The 17,723-nt window shown below is 66.0% G+C and carries 15 protein-coding genes; 10 read left to right on the top strand and 5 right to left on the bottom strand.

Going from position 1 to position 17,723, the window contains the following annotated elements; translation table 11 throughout:
- Positions 1-90: 90 nt before the first annotated feature.
- Positions 91-648: a type II toxin-antitoxin system PemK/MazF family toxin gene (locus tag J7I89_RS02325; protein WP_214966911.1), complete on the bottom strand. Its 558-nt coding sequence runs from the start codon at positions 646-648 to the stop codon at positions 91-93.
- Between the two features lie 192 nt (positions 649-840).
- On the opposite strand from J7I89_RS02325, the gene lepA reads away from it, so the two are divergent.
- Entirely contained in the window at positions 841-2,694 is a 1,854-nt protein-coding gene (gene lepA, locus J7I89_RS02320; RefSeq protein ID WP_214966910.1) for a translation elongation factor 4, read from the top strand.
- Between the two features lie 36 nt (positions 2,695-2,730).
- Positions 2,731-3,960 carry a radical SAM family heme chaperone HemW gene (hemW, locus tag J7I89_RS02315; protein WP_214966908.1) on the top strand — a complete coding sequence of 410 codons (1,230 nt, stop codon included), beginning with the start codon at positions 2,731-2,733 and terminating at the stop codon, positions 3,958-3,960.
- A gap of 29 nt (positions 3,961-3,989) precedes the next feature.
- On the opposite strand, the gene J7I89_RS02310 is transcribed toward hemW, so the two are convergent.
- Positions 3,990-4,409, bottom strand: a complete 420-nt coding sequence (locus tag J7I89_RS02310) for a DUF4870 domain-containing protein (protein WP_214966906.1) — start codon at positions 4,407-4,409, stop codon at positions 3,990-3,992.
- 213 nt (positions 4,410-4,622) lie between these two features.
- Positions 4,623-5,477, bottom strand: coding sequence for a DUF3097 domain-containing protein (locus J7I89_RS02305; protein WP_214966904.1), 855 nt, complete (start codon positions 5,475-5,477; stop codon positions 4,623-4,625).
- Between the two features lie 213 nt (positions 5,478-5,690).
- Here J7I89_RS02305 and hrcA point away from each other — a divergent pair, with 213 nt between their 5' ends.
- From hrcA to J7I89_RS02290, 3 genes are read left to right on the top strand one after another with little or no spacing between them, the layout of a single operon-like run.
- Positions 5,691-6,704 carry a heat-inducible transcriptional repressor HrcA gene (gene hrcA / locus J7I89_RS02300; protein ID WP_214966902.1) on the top strand — a complete coding sequence of 338 codons (1,014 nt, stop codon included), beginning with the start codon at positions 5,691-5,693 and terminating at the stop codon, positions 6,702-6,704.
- A gap of 58 nt (positions 6,705-6,762) precedes the next feature.
- Positions 6,763-7,887, top strand: a complete 1,125-nt coding sequence (gene dnaJ, locus J7I89_RS02295; protein ID WP_214966900.1) for a molecular chaperone DnaJ — start codon at positions 6,763-6,765, stop codon at positions 7,885-7,887.
- Between the two features lie 2 nt (positions 7,888-7,889).
- Positions 7,890-8,663, top strand: a complete 774-nt coding sequence (locus J7I89_RS02290) for a 16S rRNA (uracil(1498)-N(3))-methyltransferase (protein ID WP_214966899.1) — start codon at positions 7,890-7,892, stop codon at positions 8,661-8,663.
- A 44-nt stretch (positions 8,664-8,707) separates the two neighbouring features.
- On the opposite strand, the gene J7I89_RS02285 is transcribed toward J7I89_RS02290, so the two are convergent.
- Entirely contained in the window at positions 8,708-9,622 is a 915-nt protein-coding gene (locus tag J7I89_RS02285; protein ID WP_214966897.1) for a GerMN domain-containing protein, read from the bottom strand.
- A 430-nt stretch (positions 9,623-10,052) separates the two neighbouring features.
- On the opposite strand from J7I89_RS02285, the gene J7I89_RS02280 reads away from it, so the two are divergent.
- The 5 genes from J7I89_RS02280 (at position 10,053) to J7I89_RS02260 (ending at position 15,586) form a co-directional block, all read left to right on the top strand.
- Positions 10,053-11,141 carry a PhoH family protein gene (locus J7I89_RS02280; protein ID WP_214966895.1) on the top strand — a complete coding sequence of 363 codons (1,089 nt, stop codon included), beginning with the start codon at positions 10,053-10,055 and terminating at the stop codon, positions 11,139-11,141.
- Complete coding sequence (gene ybeY, locus J7I89_RS02275) at positions 11,138-11,611, top strand: rRNA maturation RNase YbeY (protein WP_214966894.1); 474 nt, start codon at positions 11,138-11,140, stop codon at positions 11,609-11,611. Before J7I89_RS02280 ends, ybeY begins: the two co-directional genes overlap by 4 nt.
- Positions 11,608-12,951 carry a hemolysin family protein gene (locus tag J7I89_RS02270; RefSeq protein ID WP_214966892.1) on the top strand — a complete coding sequence of 448 codons (1,344 nt, stop codon included), beginning with the start codon at positions 11,608-11,610 and terminating at the stop codon, positions 12,949-12,951. The genes ybeY and J7I89_RS02270 overlap by 4 nt, the downstream gene beginning before the upstream one ends.
- Positions 12,935-13,894 (top strand): GTPase Era, encoded by a 960-nt coding sequence (era, locus tag J7I89_RS02265; protein ID WP_214966890.1) that lies wholly within the window; start codon positions 12,935-12,937, stop codon positions 13,892-13,894. Before J7I89_RS02270 ends, era begins: the two co-directional genes overlap by 17 nt.
- Before the next feature lie 117 nt (positions 13,895-14,011).
- Positions 14,012-15,586 (top strand): LCP family protein, encoded by a 1,575-nt coding sequence (locus tag J7I89_RS02260; RefSeq protein ID WP_214966888.1) that lies wholly within the window; start codon positions 14,012-14,014, stop codon positions 15,584-15,586.
- Between the two features lie 71 nt (positions 15,587-15,657).
- Here J7I89_RS02260 and J7I89_RS02255 read toward each other — a convergent pair whose 3' ends face one another.
- Positions 15,658-17,610 (bottom strand): M13-type metalloendopeptidase, encoded by a 1,953-nt coding sequence (locus J7I89_RS02255; protein WP_214966886.1) that lies wholly within the window; start codon positions 17,608-17,610, stop codon positions 15,658-15,660.
- Positions 17,611-17,723: the final 113 nt, after the last annotated feature.

The raw sequence follows: 17,723 nt of genomic DNA, 5'->3' as shown, positions 1-17,723 counted from the left end.
TGGCCGTCGACCTGCACGGACACACAGCTATGAATAGTAGCAGATTTCGGCCAACCGTGGCCATTTGGTGCAGGCGTGGCGCGCCCGCGATTACTTCCAGCCGCGCAGCTGCCTAAGGGCGTCGGCCACCAGGAAAAACTGGCTCCGGTCAAGGATGGCGCCCTCCCGGCGGATGTCCGAGGGACGGATCTGGAGGACACGGTCGAGTTTTGCCTCGCTGGGACGCCATTGCCGGTCCCAGGGCCCGGTGCCGATGTCGACATAGTCGCGCCGGCCGCGGGGGTGGTCGTCGTGGTCTTTACTGGTCAGCATCAGGCCGAGCAGGTACCGCCCGTGGCTCCCGACCAACAGCACCGGCCGGTCCTTGCCCCGGGAATAGTCCTCTTCGTACGGCACCCAGGTCCACACCACTTCGCCCGGGTCCGGGCGTCCGTCGGGGGAGGGGGCATACCGGATGGTTGCCGTGCCAAGGAAGTCGCCAGGGTAAGTCCCGGTCAGCCCTCCCGCCCCGGTGCGGGACGGCGTCCGTGCGGACGTCGGCGTGCTTTTCGCCGTGGCCGCCCGCGAGCTCGGCGGACGCCCCAGGCCCTCGAAGAAGCGGAGGGACGATCGGAGTGCATTGCCGATGGTGCGTAGGTTCATGGCCATGGGCGCAACGATACCGCCGCGGTTCTCCCCGGGGGCCGGACCCGGGGTCATGTCGCCGGGGCATAGTGGCGCAGAATGTACTGGCACGGTCCCGGACGTGGGAGACTAGAGGCTCAGATATGCGGCAGGTGGCAGGGTGGCAAGAATTCAGCCTGAACAACGCCGCGGAAATGCCAACAGTAAGGACCCTGCGTGTCTCCCATGGCCCGCACCGCCCCGGTGCCCGCCGCGACAGATCCGGCCATCATTCGGAATTTCTGCATCATCGCGCACATTGACCACGGTAAATCCACCCTGGCCGACCGCATGCTTCAGTACACCGGCGTCGTGCAGTCCCGCGACATGAAGGCCCAGTATCTGGACCGCATGGATATCGAGCGAGAGCGCGGCATCACCATCAAGTCCCAGGCCGTCCGCATGCCCTGGGAACTCGACGGCGTCAGCTACGCGCTGAACATGATCGACACCCCGGGCCACGTGGACTTCACCTACGAGGTGTCCCGGTCCCTGGCCGCCTGCGAAGGCGCAGTGCTCCTGGTGGACGCGGCCCAGGGCATCGAGGCGCAGACCCTCGCCAACCTCTATCTGGCGATGGAAAACAACCTCACGATCATCCCGGTCCTGAACAAGATCGACCTGCCGGCTGCGCAGCCCGAGAAGTACGCGGCGGAACTGGCCAGCCTGATCGGCGGCGACCCCGACGACGTACTCCGCGTCTCCGGCAAGACCGGCATGGGCGTCGAGGTTCTGTTGGACAAGATCGTCCGCGACCTTCCCGCTCCCGTGGGAGACCCGGATGCCCCCGCCCGTGCCATGATCTTCGACTCTGTCTATGACACCTACCGCGGCGTTGTCACCTACGTCCGTGTGGTGGACGGCATGCTGCACCCCCGCGAACGCATCCAGATGATGTCCACCCGCGCCACGCACGAGCTCCTCGAGATCGGCGTCAGCTCCCCGGAACCCACCCCCTCCAAGGGCCTCGGTGTCGGCGAGGTCGGCTACCTCATCACCGGCGTGAAGGACGTCCGCCTGTCCAAGGTGGGCGACACCGTCACTAACCTTGCCAAGCCGGCCGCTGATTCCCTCCCCGGCTACGCCGATGCCAAGCCGATGGTCTTCTCCGGCCTGTATCCGCTGGATGGCACGGACTATCCGGTGCTCCGCGATGCCTTGGAGAAGCTGATGCTCAACGACGCCGCGCTGGTGTACGAGCCCGAAACATCCGCCGCGCTGGGATTCGGTTTCCGCGTGGGATTCCTGGGCCTGCTGCACCTGGAAATTACGCGCGAGCGGCTCGAGCGCGAATACAACCTGGACCTGATTTCCACCGCCCCCAACGTGGAATATGAAGTGACGCTGGAAGACAAGAAGGTCGTCCACGTCACGAACCCCAGCGAATACCCCACCGGCAAGATCGCTGAAGTCCGCGAGCCCATGGTGTCCGCCACCATCCTTGCGCCGAACGAGTTCGTCGGCGCCATCATGGAGCTGTGCCAAAGCCGGCGCGGCGTCATGGGCGGCATGGATTACCTCTCGGAGGACCGGGTGGAAATCCGGTACCGTCTGCCCCTGGCCGAGATCGTCTTCGACTTCTTCGACATCCTCAAGTCCAAGACCCGCGGCTACGGATCGCTCGACTGGAAGGCCGACGGCGAGCAGGTGGCCGATCTGGTCAAGGTGGACATCATGCTCCAGGGCGAGCAGGTTGATGCCTTCTCCGCCATCACGCACCGGGACAAGGCCTACGCCTACGGCGTGATGATGACCGGCAAGCTGCGTGAACTCATTCCGCGCCAGCAGTTCGAGGTGCCGATCCAGGCTGCCATCGGCTCCAGGATCATCGCCCGCGAGAGCATCCGGGCCATCCGCAAGGACGTTCTTGCCAAGTGCTACGGCGGTGACATTTCCCGGAAGCGCAAACTGCTGGAAAAGCAGAAGGAAGGCAAGAAGCGCATGAAGATGGTGGGCCGCGTCGAGGTCCCGCAGGAAGCCTTCATCGCCGCGCTGACCACCGACGAGTCCAAGGACAAGGCCAAGAAGTAGTGGTGACCGTGGCCGGAACCACCGGAGGCCGCACCCGTGCCTAGCGTTCTTCCCCTCGGCGACCCGGCGCCGTCGGACGGGCTGCTGCCCGCCCAGGCAGCGGACGGTGCGGCGGGCCGGGCCTTCGGGCTGTACGTGCACATTCCGTTCTGCGCCGTCCGCTGCGGATACTGCGACTTCAACACCTACACGGCCACAGAGCTGGGCGGCGGCGCGTCGCAGGACGCCTACGCCACCACCGCCGTGTCCGAGGTGGGCTTCGCGGCAGCCGTCCTGCGGGACTCAGGGATTCCGGACCGGCCGCTGAGTACCGTGTTCTTCGGCGGCGGGACGCCCACGCTGCTTCCGGCCAAGGACCTGGCCCGAATTCTCGAAGCTGCCATCAGCGAGTGGGGCCTGGAACCCGGCGCCGAGGTCACCACCGAGGCCAACCCTGACTCCGTCACGCCGGAGTCCCTTGCCGTCCTCAAGGATGCCGGCTTTACCCGGGTTTCGTTCGGCATGCAGTCCGCCGTTCCCCATGTGCTGAAGGTCCTGGACCGCACCCACACCCCCAGCCGTGTGCCGCAGGTGGTGCAATGGGCACGGGAAGCTGGACTGGCTGTGAGCCTGGACCTGATTTACGGAACACCGGGGGAGTCGCTGGACGACTGGCGCTACTCCCTCGAGACCGCACTGTCCTACCAGCCTGACCACATCAGCGCCTACGCGCTGATCGTTGAGGACGGCACCAAGCTTGCCGCGCAGATCCGCCGCGGTGAAGTCCCGGGAATAGACGACGACGACCACGCCGACAAGTACGAACTCGCCGACCAGCTGATCGGCGAAGCGGGTCTTAGCTGGTATGAAGTCAGCAACTGGTCACGGACGCCGGAGCAGGCCTGCCGACACAACCTTGCCTACTGGCGCGGCGATGACTGGTGGGGGATCGGACCCGGGGCACACTCCCACGTCGGCGGCGTGCGCTGGTGGAATGTTAAGCACCCCACCGCCTACGCCGGACGGCTTGCCTCCGGCGCCTCTCCGGCGGCAGGACGTGAAACCCTCGACGCCGAAACCCGCGGGGTGGAGAAGGTCATGCTCGAGGCCCGCCTTGCGTCAGGCCTGGCCGTCGCTTCGCTGTCCGACTCGGGCAGGCACGCCGTGGCGGGGCTTATTGCGGACGGCCTTGTGTCACCGGCGGAGGCATTCCGGGGCCGGCTGGTCCTCACGCTTAAGGGCCGCCTCCTGGCCGATGCCGTGGTGCGCAGGATCCTGCCGGACTAGTTGATCGGGCCCTGGTTCATCCAGGGGCGCTACTTGATCCAGCGCAGGTTGTACTGGTACCGGTGCGGCTGACCGCGGTTGACGTGGATGCCCGCGGACACCGAGAAGCACGTCAGGGCAATCCAGATGAGCGTCGCCAGTACAGCGAAGATGTTGCCCACCACGGGCAGCAGCACCAGGATATTCGCAAGGACCGCCGCGATGGTGGGGGGCAGCGAAAAGTTGAGGGCTTCCTTGGACTCCTGCGCCGTGAACGGCCCGCGGTCACGGAAGATCAGGTAGATCAGCAGCGCCGGCACGCAGCCCAGGATGCCGCCGAAGTGGGCGAGGGTGGCCCACTGCCTGTCCTCGTTGGCGGTCAGCGGAAGCGCGTTGGCGGGCACGCCATGGTACTGGGGCAGGTCCTGGCCGGACGGGGTGTCCCTGCGGTCGCGAGCGTCTTCTGCCACTTGTCTTCCTTAAGCTTGCGTTGTTGCGTTATTGCCGGTGCCCGTAGTGCTGGCGCGGCCGGCCCGTGGGGCCGGACGGCGGCAGCGCGTGGGGCGCCGTACCAAGAATACTGGGTCGGGCGCGGAATGGACGACCGCTTACTGACCAGTATGAATTTGCGCCGACGGCACGGTGCCCATGGCGCACGTACGGCACAGTGCCCATGCTGCGCCTTACGGCACAGTGAGAAAATCGATGACCTCTTCCACCCTGCCCAGCAGGGCGGGCTCGAGGTCGGCATACGTGCGCACCGCGCCGAGCAGTTTCTGCCAGCCGAGGCCGATGTCTTCCTTCGTGGAGTGCGGCCAGCCGAACGCGGCCAGGATGCCGGTCTTCCAGTCAGTCCCGCGGGGCACAACCGGCCACTGCGCGATGCCTAGCACGGACGGCCTGATGGCCTGCCAGACGTCCACGTACGGGTGGCCCACAATCAGCACGTTTCCAGCGGCGCCGGGGGAAGCCATGACGGCGGCGGCGATCCTGGACTCCTTGGAGTCCGGAACAAGGTGGTCAACCAGGACACCCAGCCTCCGGCCCGGTCCGGGGCGGAACGCAGCGACGGCCCCGGCCAGGTCGTCAATGCCGTGAAGAGGCTCGACGACGATGCCCTCCACCCGGAGGTCGTCGCCCCAGACTTTTTCCACGAGTTCGGCGTCGTGCTTGCCCTCGACCCAGATCCGGCTCGCCTTGGCCACCTGGGCCCGCTGGCCCTCCACCCTGACGGAACCCGACGCCGTCCGGGCCGCCGTCGCGGATCCCGAAGGTTTGCCGGAACGGACAGGCGGCATCAGCCGGATCGGCTGGCCCTCGAGGAGAAAGCCGAAACCAAGCCGGAATGACCGCGACTTCCCGCGCCGGTCCTCAAGGGCCACGACGTGCATCCCGCCGGATTTCTCCACGCGCGTCACCGCGCCCACCCAGCCTGACTGGACATCCTCAAGCACCATCCCGCGCTCGGCCGGCACTTCCGGCAAGTCATTCTTTGCGGGCGCTGCGATTTCCTGCGGGCCCCAGCTCTGGTACTGCATTCGTTCACACCGCTTTGCACTAGGAAGATGCCGCCCCGGCAACTTATCTGCTGCAGGGCCGAATGGTGTCCGGGATTTCGCCCGGAGCGGTACCAATGCTAACAACGCGCCGTCTCATATTAGACTTGTTAGCACTTAGGCATGTCGAGTGCTAAAAAATGGGTTGCCGGGCGCTGTCCTGACCACCCAGTTACGGTCGATCGGAGGTGGACCATGAGCGAACCACGCAAGCTCGAGGTGCTGCGCGCCATTGTCGAGGACTACGTCCATTCCCGGGAACCCGTCGGATCAAAAGCCCTGGTTGAACGCCACCATCTGGGCGTTTCCAGCGCCACCATCCGCAACGACATGGCTGCGCTCGAGGATGAGGGGCTCATCATGGCCCCGCACACCAGCGCCGGACGGATCCCCACCGACAAGGGCTACCGGCTCTTCGTGGACCAGATTTCCGCCGTCAAGCCGCTGTCCGCGGCGGAGCGCCGCGCCATCCAGTCGCTGCTGGAAGGATCCGAGGACCTCGACGACGTCCTTGACCGGACGGCCAGGCTCCTGTCCCAGCTGACCAACCAGGTCGCCGTCGTGCAGTACCCGCACCTGAGCCGCGCCGTGGTGCGCCACATCGAATTCGTGCTGCTGGCCCCCCGCAAGGTCCTTATCGTCCTTATTGCCGACAGCGGCAAGGTGGAGCAGCGCGTCATCGATGCGGGCCAGGAACTGGGGGACGACGCCCTGTCCGACCTGCGGGCACGGTTCCTCGCCGGCGTCGCCGGGACACCCCTGATCATGCTCCCGCAGCACCTCGCCGCAGTGCTGGCCGGCTGCGGACCCGCCCAGCGCCCGGCCGCCGTCGCCCTCAGCAGGGCGCTGGAAGCCCTCGCCCACAGCAGCCGGGAGGACCGGATGGTCATGGCGGGCACCGCCAACCTCGCCCGGTCCAACGTGGACTTCCCGCTCAGCATCGGCCCCGTCCTGGAAGCCCTCGAAGAGCAGGTCGTCATGCTCCGGCTCCTCAGCGACATGGCACAGGATCCCCGGGGCGTTGCCGTCAGCATCGGCCGGGAGAATCCCTACGACGGACTCGCAGAGGCCTCGGTGGTGGCCACGGGCTACGGCCCCAACGCCAGCGCCAAGGTGGGCATCCTTGGCCCCACCCGGATGGACTACCCCACAACCATGGCCGCCGTACGCGCGGTGGCCCGCTACCTTTCGAGGATCCTGGGCCCGTGATTCCACGGCCCGGCGGTCCCCGCACCCCAGGCAGTACAACGAGGAAGAGATACGAACTTTGAGCAGCCACTACGACGTTCTTGGAGTCTCCCCGGAAGCCACCGGAGAAGAGATCAAAAAGGCCTACCGCAAGCTGGCCCGCACTCTGCACCCGGACGTAAACCCCGGTGAAGATGCCTCGGACCGGTTCAAGGCCGTCACGCATGCCTACGAAGTGCTGTCCGATCCGCAGAAGCGCCGCGTCTACGACACCACAGGCAACGAGAACGGCACCGATAACGGATTCGGCGGCGGCTACGCCGGGCAGGGCTTTGCGTTCCAGGACATTTTCGACACCTTCTTTGGCGCCGGAGGCACCTCCGGTCCGGCGTCGCGCGTCCGCAGGGGGCAGGACGCCCTCATCAGCGTCCGGATCGACCTCCGCGACGCCGTCTTCGGCGTCAACAAGAAGATCGAGGTGGACACCGCGGTCACCTGCCCCACGTGCGACGGTTCATGCTGCCGCGAGGGCAGCCACCCCGAACGCTGCGACATCTGCGGCGGCAGCGGCCAGGTCCAGCGCGCCGTGCGGTCCATCCTCGGACAGGTGATGACCTCTGCCCCGTGCGGTTCCTGCGAAGGCTTCGGAACGGTCATCAAGGATCCCTGCAACGAGTGCAACGGCCAGGGCCGGATCCGCAGCCGCAGGTCCCTGACCATCAAGGTTCCGGCAGGTGTGGCCACCGGCACCCGGATCCAGCTCTCCGGGCAGGGTGAAGCCGGCCCGGCCGGCGGCCCCTCGGGCGACCTCTACGTGGAGATCCGGGTCAACAACGACGCCACCTACGTCCGCGACGGCGACGACCTCCATGCCACCCTGAACATTCCCATGACGGCCGCGGCCCTGGGCACCGAGCTGAACCTCGACACTTTCGACGGGAAGCAGGAGATCGACGTCAAGGCGGGCACCCAGTCCGGCGAGATCATCACCCTCCGCGGCCTCGGCGTCACGCACCTGCGGGGCTACGGGCGCGGCGACCTCAAGGTGCACCTGCAGGTTGAGACGCCGTCGAAGCTCGATCCGGCGCAGGAAGACCTTCTCCGGCAGCTTGCGAAGCTCCGCGGCGAGCAGTTCTCCGAGGGCAAGCTCGCGGCCAGCGGAGGCGTCTTCGCCAAGCTGCGGGACCGCCTCGGCAACCTGTAGCGGTGAGCAACCCCGTATTCTTCACCACCGCCGGAGCGCTCGACGAGGCGGTGCCCGGTTCCCATTTCACGCTGGACGGGGCGGAGGCGCGCCATGCCGTCACTGTCAAACGGCTGGCGGTGGGGGAGAACGTTGACATCGCCGACGGCGCCGGCAAAAGGCTCACCGGGACGGTGTCGAGCGTGGCGCCGGCGGAACTGACGGTCGAGTGTGCCTCCGTCACAGTTGAAGAGCGGCCTGAAGTGCGCCTGGTCCTCGTTCAGGCCTTGGCGAAGGGTGACCGCGACGAACTGGCCATCGAGACGTCCACCGAACTCGGCATCGATGCAGTCGTGCCCTGGCAGTCCGAACGCTCCATCGTCAGGTGGAAGGGTGACCGTGCGGCGAAGGCCCACGCCAAATGGCAGTCCGCCGTGACGGCTGCGGCGAAGCAGGCGCGCCGTGCCTGGATCCCGGAGGTGCGCTCCGCCGTCGATACGCAGGGCCTTGCCGCCGCGGTGTCGGCCGCCGGCCTTGCGGTGATCCTCCACGAGGACGCCGTCAAGCCGCTGCGCCGCGTTCTGGAGGGGTGGCGCGAGGCGGGCCAGCCGGCGGACGGCGGACCCAGCGAGATCCTCCTGATCGTCGGGCCCGAGGGCGGCATCAGCCCCAGGGAGGTCACCAAGCTGTGCGGGGCCGGAGCGGTGACGGCCCTTCTCGGGCCGCACGTACTGCGGTCCTCCACTGCCGGGCCGGCCGCCGTCGTCGTCGCCAGTGATGTCCTAGGGCGCTGGTAGCAACCGCCCGCTGGCAGCCGCGCCGGCGGCTGGCCGACTGGCTGCTAGCGTACGGTGAAGCCCCGCGAGTCCACGTTCAATTCGTCGTCGGCCTTGCCGGGACCGATCTGGGAAACCCGGACCTCGTAGCTGCCCGGTCCGAGATTAACCGCCATATTGAAGACCCCGGAGGCCCCCGGTTCGGCCGCCGCAGTGGTCTCGCCGGCCAGGTAGCGTTCCTTCTCGCCGCTTTCCTGGACCTTGAGGATCTGCCAGTGCAGCTTGCCGCCGGGAACGGTGCTGCGCCCGGTGATCTTAACGCGGCCGTCTGCCACTTCCACGCCCTGCTGGGGATCAATGATCCATACCGGCGCCACCATTCCGGCGCTGCGTGACGTGGGCGAACCGAGCTTGACGTGCTTGAAAGCCACATAGTCCGTGTGCCCGTCCACCAGGATCACCACTTCAATCTGCTGCCCGGCATCGATCAAGCCGGAACTCGCACCCGCTGCCGTCGCGGTGTACACAAGCTGCTGGATTGCCCGCTGGGCCATGTCGGCGTCGAGATTGCTGTTGAAGGCGTCGGCGGACACATCGACCGTGATGACGTTGTTACCCGAAATCGACGTCGCGATGGTCTTGGGGTTCTGCCAGGGTGTGAAGTAGTCCGGGTCGAGGGGTGTTTCGGACATCATGGCACGCAGCGCCCTGGTGATCGGGTTTTCCTCGTCGGGAACATCTCGGAACTCCCGGTACAGGAAGACGTTGCTGTTGCTCCTCCCGATCCAGTACACCGGTGCCTTGTTGGAGGACTGCATGGTCTCCAGCGGGGCGCTGGTGGTGGGGACACCATCGACTCCCGCGGCGCGCTGGGACGTGGAGGGCACGTTTGAGGACGTGACGGCGGGGTCCTGATCGGCGATGCAGCCGGACAACAGCAAGGCGGCAGGGAACAGCCCAAGCAGCACCGCGGAGCGCATCCGCAAAGCTGTCTTCCGGCTGGAAGTTCCTGACTGCCTGATGTCTGTGGTCCCTTCGTATCAGCAGCATGTGACTGCTGAGTGTGTCTGTTGGCTGTGTCTGCGGTTGTGGCGGCGGGCAGGCCGAACCGATGCCGCTGACTTCATTTCCAGCATTACACAAGGCTCCGGGGCCGCGGGTGCCTTTGCCCGCAGGCGGGCGAACTGCAACGGGAACGATATGAGGCCGATACAAAGTTGATACCTAATTGCGGGAACGCGTCACGAACCGCCCCTCGTGTGGCCGCCGCCTCTGTGACCACTGCCTCCGCGACCACCGCCTCCGTGACCACCGGGGACGGTGAGCGAAGGCGGCCGCTGGCGTAAGATGGAAGAACTCTGAAGAGTTATTTTCGAACTGGAGGGAACAAGAGGCCTGCGGGCCGACACCATGACTGATTCAGCAAACGGAAAGCGCCGCCTCAACACCGGAGACCGCACTGCAGGTGAATTCCCCCATACTCTCCCCGGTGTCCGGACGGAGGTGGTCATCTTCGACAACTCTGATCAGATGGTCCAGTCCCTCGGAAGCCACGACGAAGCCCTGCGCTTCATCGAGGATCAGTTCCCGGCCGTCAGTTTCCACGTCCGCGGCAATGAACTCTCAATCAGCGGTCCCGCGGCCGATGTACCGCGGATCATGCGCCTGCTGCATGAGGTGCGGGGCCTGGTGGCACGCGGCACGGTGATCACCCCGGCAGTCCTCCAGCAGCTGGTCCTGCTGCTCCGCAGCCAGTCGCTGCAGAATCCGGTGGATGTGCTGACCCATGACATTCTGTCCAGCCGCGGCAGGACCATCCGCCCCAAGACGCTGAACCAGAAGAACTATGTGGATGCCATCGATGCCAACACAGTGATTTTCGGAATCGGCCCGGCGGGCACGGGCAAGACCTACCTGGCGATGGCAAAGGCCGTGCAGGCCCTGCAGCAGAAGGAAGTCAGCCGGATCATCCTGACGCGCCCTGCGGTTGAAGCAGGCGAGCGGCTCGGGTTCCTGCCGGGCACGCTCAGCGACAAGATCGACCCCTATCTTCGGCCGCTGTACGACGCGCTGCACGACATGATTGACCCAGAATCCATTCCGCGGCTCATGGCGGCGGGAACCATTGAAGTGGCCCCCCTCGCGTACATGAGGGGCCGGACGCTCAATGATGCCTTCATCATCCTGGACGAGGCCCAGAACACCACGCCGGAACAGATGAAGATGTTCCTGACCCGGCTGGGCTTCGGATCGAAGATGGTGGTCACCGGCGACGTCACCCAGGTGGACCTTCCGTTCGGAACCCGCTCCGGGCTCCGCATTGTGGAGGAGATCCTCCAGGGCATAGACGACGTCAACTTTTCCTTCCTGGACTCCGCGGACGTGGTGCGCCACCGGCTGGTCGGCGACATCGTCAACGCATACGGCATCTGGGACGAAGTACAGCGAAACCGGGTCAAGCATTCCGTACCCCGGGAGAGGCGCGGAGAGCACGCATGAGCATTGAGGTCAACAACGAATCGGGCGTCCAGGTGGACGAAGCCCAGCTGGTGGCGCTGTCCCGGTTCATCTTCGAACAGCTGTACATTCATCCCCAGGCCGAGCTGTCCATTTTGCTGGTGGACGAGCCCGCCATGGAAAAGCTGCACATCGAACTCATGGACGAGCCCGGCCCCACTGACGTGCTCTCCGTTCCGATGGATGAGCTGACGCCCGGTACCCCGGACAAGCCCACCCCGCAGGGGATGCTCGGCGACATCGCGATCTGCCCCCAGGTTGCCGAGGGCCAGGCCCGCAACGCCGGACACTCCACGCAGGACGAGATGCTGCTGCTGACGACGCACGGAATCCTGCACCTGCTCGGCTATGACCATGACGAACCCGAAGAAAAGGCAGAAATGTTCGGCCTGCAGCGTGAGCTGCTCACGGCGTTCACCGGCAAAGAAGCTCCGTCCGAGACCACGCAGTGACATCCTTTCTCCTCGTCTGCATGGCGCTGGTATTTCTCGGCGCCGCAGCGCTGCTGACGGCCGCCGAAGCCGCATTCAGCTTCCTTCCGCGGCACGACGCGGAACAGGCGCTCCTGAAGAGCCGCGGCAACGCGCTCCGCAGGATCCTGGACCAGCCCATGACGCACATGCGGGCGCTCCGCTTCTGGCGCATCTGGTTCGAGACCGCGTCCGCGGTGGCCGTGGCCGTTCTCCTCTACAGCCTCCTGGGCAGTGTGTGGCTTGCCGGCCTCGCGGCGACGGGAATCATGGCCGTCCTCGGCTTCGTGATCGTCGGCGTTTCGCCCCGGCAGCTGGGCCGCTCGCATTCGTTGGCGGTGGTCCTGTTTTCGGCTCCGCTCATCAGGCTTCTCGCCAGGGTCCTGGGGCCGATACCGGGCTGGCTCGTCAGGCTGGGCAGCTCCGTGGCCCCCGGCTCGCCGGGCGGCGATGACTCCTTCTTCAGCGAAGAGGAGTTCCGGGAGCTCGTGGACCGGGCCACGGAGTCGGACATGATCGAGGACAACGAGGCCGAGCTCATCCAGTCCGTGTTCGACTTCGGAGACACCCTGGTCCGGGCGGTCATGGTGCCCCGGACCGACATCCTGACCATCGACGCCGGCTCAAGCCTGCACCGTGCGATGTCCCTGTTCCTCCGCTCCGGGTACTCCAGGATGCCCGTCATCGGGGAGAACACCGACCAGATCCTGGGGATTATCTACCTTAAGGACGTGGCTGCCGCCATTCACGGCCTGGGACCAGAGGAAGAGCCGCCGGTGGTGGACGAGCTGGCCCGCGAGGTGCGGTACGTGCCGGATTCCAAGCCCGTGAGTGACCTTCTCCGGGAGCTGCAAAAGGAATCCACGCACGTGGCGATCGTCATAGATGAGTACGGCGGCACCGCCGGGCTCGTCACGCTCGAAGACCTGATCGAAGAACTCGTCGGCGAGATCGTCGATGAGTACGACACCGAGAGCGCCGAAGCGACCGAACTGGACGACGGAACGTACCGGGTGAGCGCCCGGATGAGCATCGACGACCTCGGGGAGCTTTTCGACATCGAGCTCGACGACGACGAAGTGGACACCGTCGGCGGCCTGCTGGCCAAGGCCCTGGGCCGCGTTCCCATCGTCGGCAGCACGGTGGAAGTAGACGGCGTAACCCTGCGGGCCGAGCGGCTTGAAGGCCGCCGAAACCGCGTCAGCCACATCATTGCGGCCGCCGTTCCAAAAGGCGCCGTTCCAAACGATACTGACCTTGAAGACCTTCTCGACGAGGCCGAATCAATGCAACAGGGAGTTCCACGTGAGCAAGCAGAATAAGGCCGACGGCGGCGAACCCTTCGGCGGTTACCACGCCGGATTCTCCGTCCTGGTGGGCCGGCCGAACGCCGGAAAGTCTACGCTGACCAACGCCCTGGTGGGCAAGAAAGTCGCCATTACCTCCGCGAAGCCGCAGACCACGCGGCACACCATTCGGGGGATCGTGCACCGCGACGACGCCCAGCTGATCCTGGTGGATACACCAGGGCTGCACCGGCCGCGCACACTGCTGGGCAAGCGGCTCAATGACCTCGTCGCCGACACGCTCGCCGAAGTGGACGCGATCGGGTTCTGCCTTCCGGCCAACGAGAAGATCGGCCCCGGCGATAAATTCATTGCCGCGCAGCTCGCTGCCGTGGGACGCAAGCCGATCATCGCCCTCGTCACAAAGGCCGACCTCGTGGACCGCCAGGCCCTGACCGAACAGCTGCTGGCGGTCGCCGCGCTGGGACGGGAAGTGCTCGGCGAGGAAGGCTGGAAGGACATCGTTCCGGTGTCAGCGACCGACGGGTTCCAGGTGGGCACGGTGGCGGACGTCCTGATCAGCCACATGCCGCCGTCGCCGCCGCTCTACCCCGACGGCGAGCTGACCGACGAGCCGGAAGCCGTCATGGTGGCGGAACTGATCCGCGAGGCCGCGCTGGAGGGCGTGCGGGATGAGCTGCCCCACTCCCTGGCTGTCGTCGTCGACGAGATCGTTCCCCGGGAGGGGCGGGCCGAAGACAACCAGCTCCTCGACGTCCGGGTGAACCTCTACGTGGAGCGCCCGTCCCAGAAGGCCATCATCATCGGCAAGGGCGGAAGCAGGCTGCGGGACGTCGGCACGAACGCTCGCAAGGGCATCGAGGCCCTGCTGGGAACGCGCATTTACCTCGACCTTCATGTGAAGGTCGCCAAGGACTGGCAGCGCGATCCCAAGCAGCTGGTCAAGCTCGGATTCTGACCCCCGCTGCCTGTTTCCCGGCGCCGCCGCGCCGGCGATTAGGCGCGCTTTCGGCAAATTCCCAGACACGGCGACTAAAATAGGCCGGATCCCATTTTTTAAGGAAAGGTACAGCCTGTGGTGCGACGCCGCGACAACCGCGCACAAGGGCCGGGCACATCCCGGTCCGAGCCAGCTGCCCGGCACGCCGAAGACGCCCGCGTGGGCGCCGCCCGGCACTTGAACGTGCGCAACATGCCGCTGTGGCTGAAGGTGACCACCGCCGTCGTCTCCGTGGTCCTCCTAGGCGGGCTTGCCTTCGCCGGGTACTGGTACTTCCGGCTCCAGTCGAACATTTCCACGTCCGCACTCGGCGCCGGAAATGGCCGCACGGACACCATCGACGATGCCACCGGCCGGATGCAGATCCTCATTCTCGGATCCGACACCCGCGACGGCAAGAACGCCACCTACGGCAGCGCCGACGATTCGACGGGCTACGGCAACTCCGACGTGATGATGCTCATGGACATCTCCGAGGACAACAAGCGGGTCAACGTCATCAGCTTCCCCCGTGACCTGCTGGTGGACATTCCCAAGTGCACCGACCAAAAGACGGGCAAGGAATACCCCGCGCGCACCGGCGTCATGATCAACGAGGCAATGAACGAGGCCGGCATAGGCTGCGCCGTGGACACCGTCAACAAGCTGACCGGGCTCGAGGTGGACCACTTCATGATGGCCGACTTCAACGCCGTCAAGGAACTGTCCAACACGGTGGGCGGCGTCGACGTGTGCATCAGCGACTCCGTCTACGATCCCGACTCGCGGCTCCGGCTGCCCAAGGGAACTTCCCAGGTGAAGGGCGAGCAGGCCCTGGCCTTCCTCCGCACGCGGCACGCGTTCGCGGACGGCGGCGACCTCGGCCGCATCAAAGCCCAGCAGGGGTTCCTGTCCTCCCTGACGCGGAAGATCAAGGACGACGGCACCCTGTCGGATCCGGCGAAGATGCTGACCATCGCCGATGTCGTGACGCAGAACCTCACGGTCGATGAAGGACTGGCGTCCGTTCCGGCGATGATCACCATCGGCAACCGGCTCAAGACGATTGATGTGGGGAAGGTTGCCTTTGTTGCCGTCCCGACGGCTCCTGCTGCCAGCGATCCGAACCGGCTGGATCCCGCGCAGCCCGCGGCGTCCCAGCTATTTGCGGCCCTGAAGGAGGACATCGACCTCACCGACCCGGAGGGCAAGGCAACTCCTTCGCCGTCGGCCACACCATCGGCCAGCGCCAAGCCGTCGGCCACGCCAACGCCTACCAAACCTGCGGCCCCGTATGACAAGACGCTGCAGCCGGTCACCGTCGCCAACGGGACGGGTGTCCCCACGAGGACGCAGGAGATCGCCGAAGCTGTGATCGCCGGCGGATTCACCCAGGTCGTGCCGCTGGAAGCCGACCCCGCAGCGAAGACCTTCGTCTATTACGGACCCGAGTTCGCGGATGTGGCGAAGGATGTCGCCGCGCTGCTCGGCATCCCGGCCGGCCAGATCGCGCCGTCACCCGGACTCTCAGGCGTGCAGGTGTACCTCGGTGCCGACTTTACGTCCGGAACCAAATTCGGCAAGACCACCGTGCCGAAGGACATCGTGAACCAGACCGCCGGGGACACAGTGTGCCAGCAGGCCAACCCGGAGCTGATCGTCCAGCAGTAGCCTGCCCAACGCAAAATGCCGGGCCAACCCGCGGGTTGGCCCGGCATTTCGCTGTCGTCACCAGATGCTCGTCACCAGATGCTGACGCGTTCCTCCGGTGCCATCCACATTCCGTCCTGCTCCACGACGCCGAAGGCGGTGTGGAAGGAATCCAGGTTCCGGGCGATCGCGTTGGTGCGGAACTCGTTGGGGGAGTGGGGGTCCGTGGCGAGCCGCCGGATGGCCTCCTCCGTGCGGATGACCTGGCGCCAGCCGGCAGCCCAGGAGGCGAAGAACCGCTGCTCGCCGGTCAGGCCGTCGAGCACCGGCGGTTCCTCCCCGTTGAGGCTCAGCCGGTAGGCCTTGTGGGCGATGGTGAGGCCGCCCAGGTCACCGATGTTTTCCCCGAGGGTGAGTTTTCCGTTGACGGTGTGCCCCGGGGCCGCGTACGGGGAAAGGACTTCGAATTGGGCCACGAGCCGGCCGGTCAGCGCCTCGAAGGCCTTGCGGTCGTCCTCGGTCCACCAGTTGCGGAGCTCGCCGGTGCCGTCGAACTGCGAGCCCTGGTCATCGAAGCCGTGCCCGATTTCGTGGCCGATGACCGCTCCGATTCCGCCGTAGTTGACGGCGTCGTCCGCGTCCGCGGTGAAGAACGGCGGCTGGAGGATGGCGGCCGGGAAGACGATTTCGTTGAGCATCGGGTGGTAGTACGCGTTGACCGTCTGCGGCGTCATGAGCCATTTGTTGTGGTCGACGGGTTTGCCCACCTCGTCAAGGTGGCGGTCGACGTCGGCGTTGTGGGCCCGTTCGACGTTCCCCAGCAGGTCCGCGGGGTCCACCACCACTGCCGAGTAGTCGATCCACTCGTCCGGGAAGCCGATCTTTGCACGGAACGCCCCCAGTTTCCGGAGCGCCTCGGCTTTCGTGTCCTCGCCCATCCACTCGAGGCCGGTGATGCTTTCCCGGTACGCCTCGATCAGGTTCCCGACGAGGGTCTGCATGCGGGCCTTGTGGCCTTCCGGGAAGTGCCGGGCCACGTAGATCTGGCCGACGGCCTCGCCGAGGGCTGCTTCGACGACGGCGACTCCCCGCTTCCAGCGGTCCTTGTTCCGCGGGGTGCCGCTGATTGTGGTGCCGTAGAACGCGAAGTTGGCGTCCACGAAGGTGGTGGAAAGATACGGGGCGGCCGAATTGATGACCCGCAGGGCCAGCCATTCCTGCCAGACCGGCAGGGACTCCGAGACCAGCAGGGCAGCGGCGCCGGCGAAGAAGTCGGGGGTGCTGACCACGATCTCCTGCCGTTTGTCCGCATCGATGTCAGCCGCCTCGAACCAGGTGTCCAGCAGCGGAAAGAGTTCAATGGCCTCGCCGGCGGACTTCAGGTTGTAGGTCTTCTGCGGATCCCGGAGCGTGACGTTGTCCCAGTGGTGCGAGGCGAGTGCCGTTTCCAGGGCCACCACGCGGGCAGCGGCACCTTCCGGGTCCGCGACGCCGGCCATGCCGAACACGGTGCCGACGTACTCGCGGTACGACTGCACCAGCGGGGCGAATTTTTCTTCGCGGTAATAGGACTCGTCCGGGAGCCCGAGCCCGCCCTGGCCGGTGTAGAGCAGCACTCGCTCCGGGTTGCCTGCGTCCGGGGCAGGGTAAATGTAGAACAGGCCGGACACGTCCGCGCGGAACAGCCTCCCGGCCAGCGCCAGCAGCTCGCCGACCGTGGCCGTGGCAAAGACCTCGGCCAGCCGCCCGCGGATCGGGTCCATTCCCTTGGCCTCGATGGTGGCCTCGTCCATGAAGCTGTTGTAGAGATCGCCGATCTTGCGCTCGATTCCGCTGGCATCGGCACCCTTGCCGGCCGCTTCCTCGATGATTTCCCGGACCGCCAGCTCCGCGCCGTCGCGAAGCGCGGTGAAGGTTCCTTCCAACGGGCGGTCGTCCGGAATCGTGGTGCTCTTAAGCCAGGCCCCGTTTACATGCTGGTACAGGTCATCCTGCGGCCTGACGCCGTGGTCGATGTTTGACAGGGCGATCCCCGAATTTGGCACAAAGGCTCCTTCGATGACGGGCTGCCGCCGGCGCTGGCACCGGTGCAGCGTCTGCATGGTGGACGTTGCTGGAGGTGTTGCTCCTTCATCTTACGCACCCGTGTTACTGTGAA

This window comes from Arthrobacter sp. ISL-5 (genome assembly GCF_018613835.1).
Lineage (GTDB): Bacteria > Actinomycetota > Actinomycetes > Actinomycetales > Micrococcaceae > Arthrobacter.
Note: the sequence above shows the minus strand (reverse complement) of the source record. Positions and strands in the feature narration are given on the sequence as shown.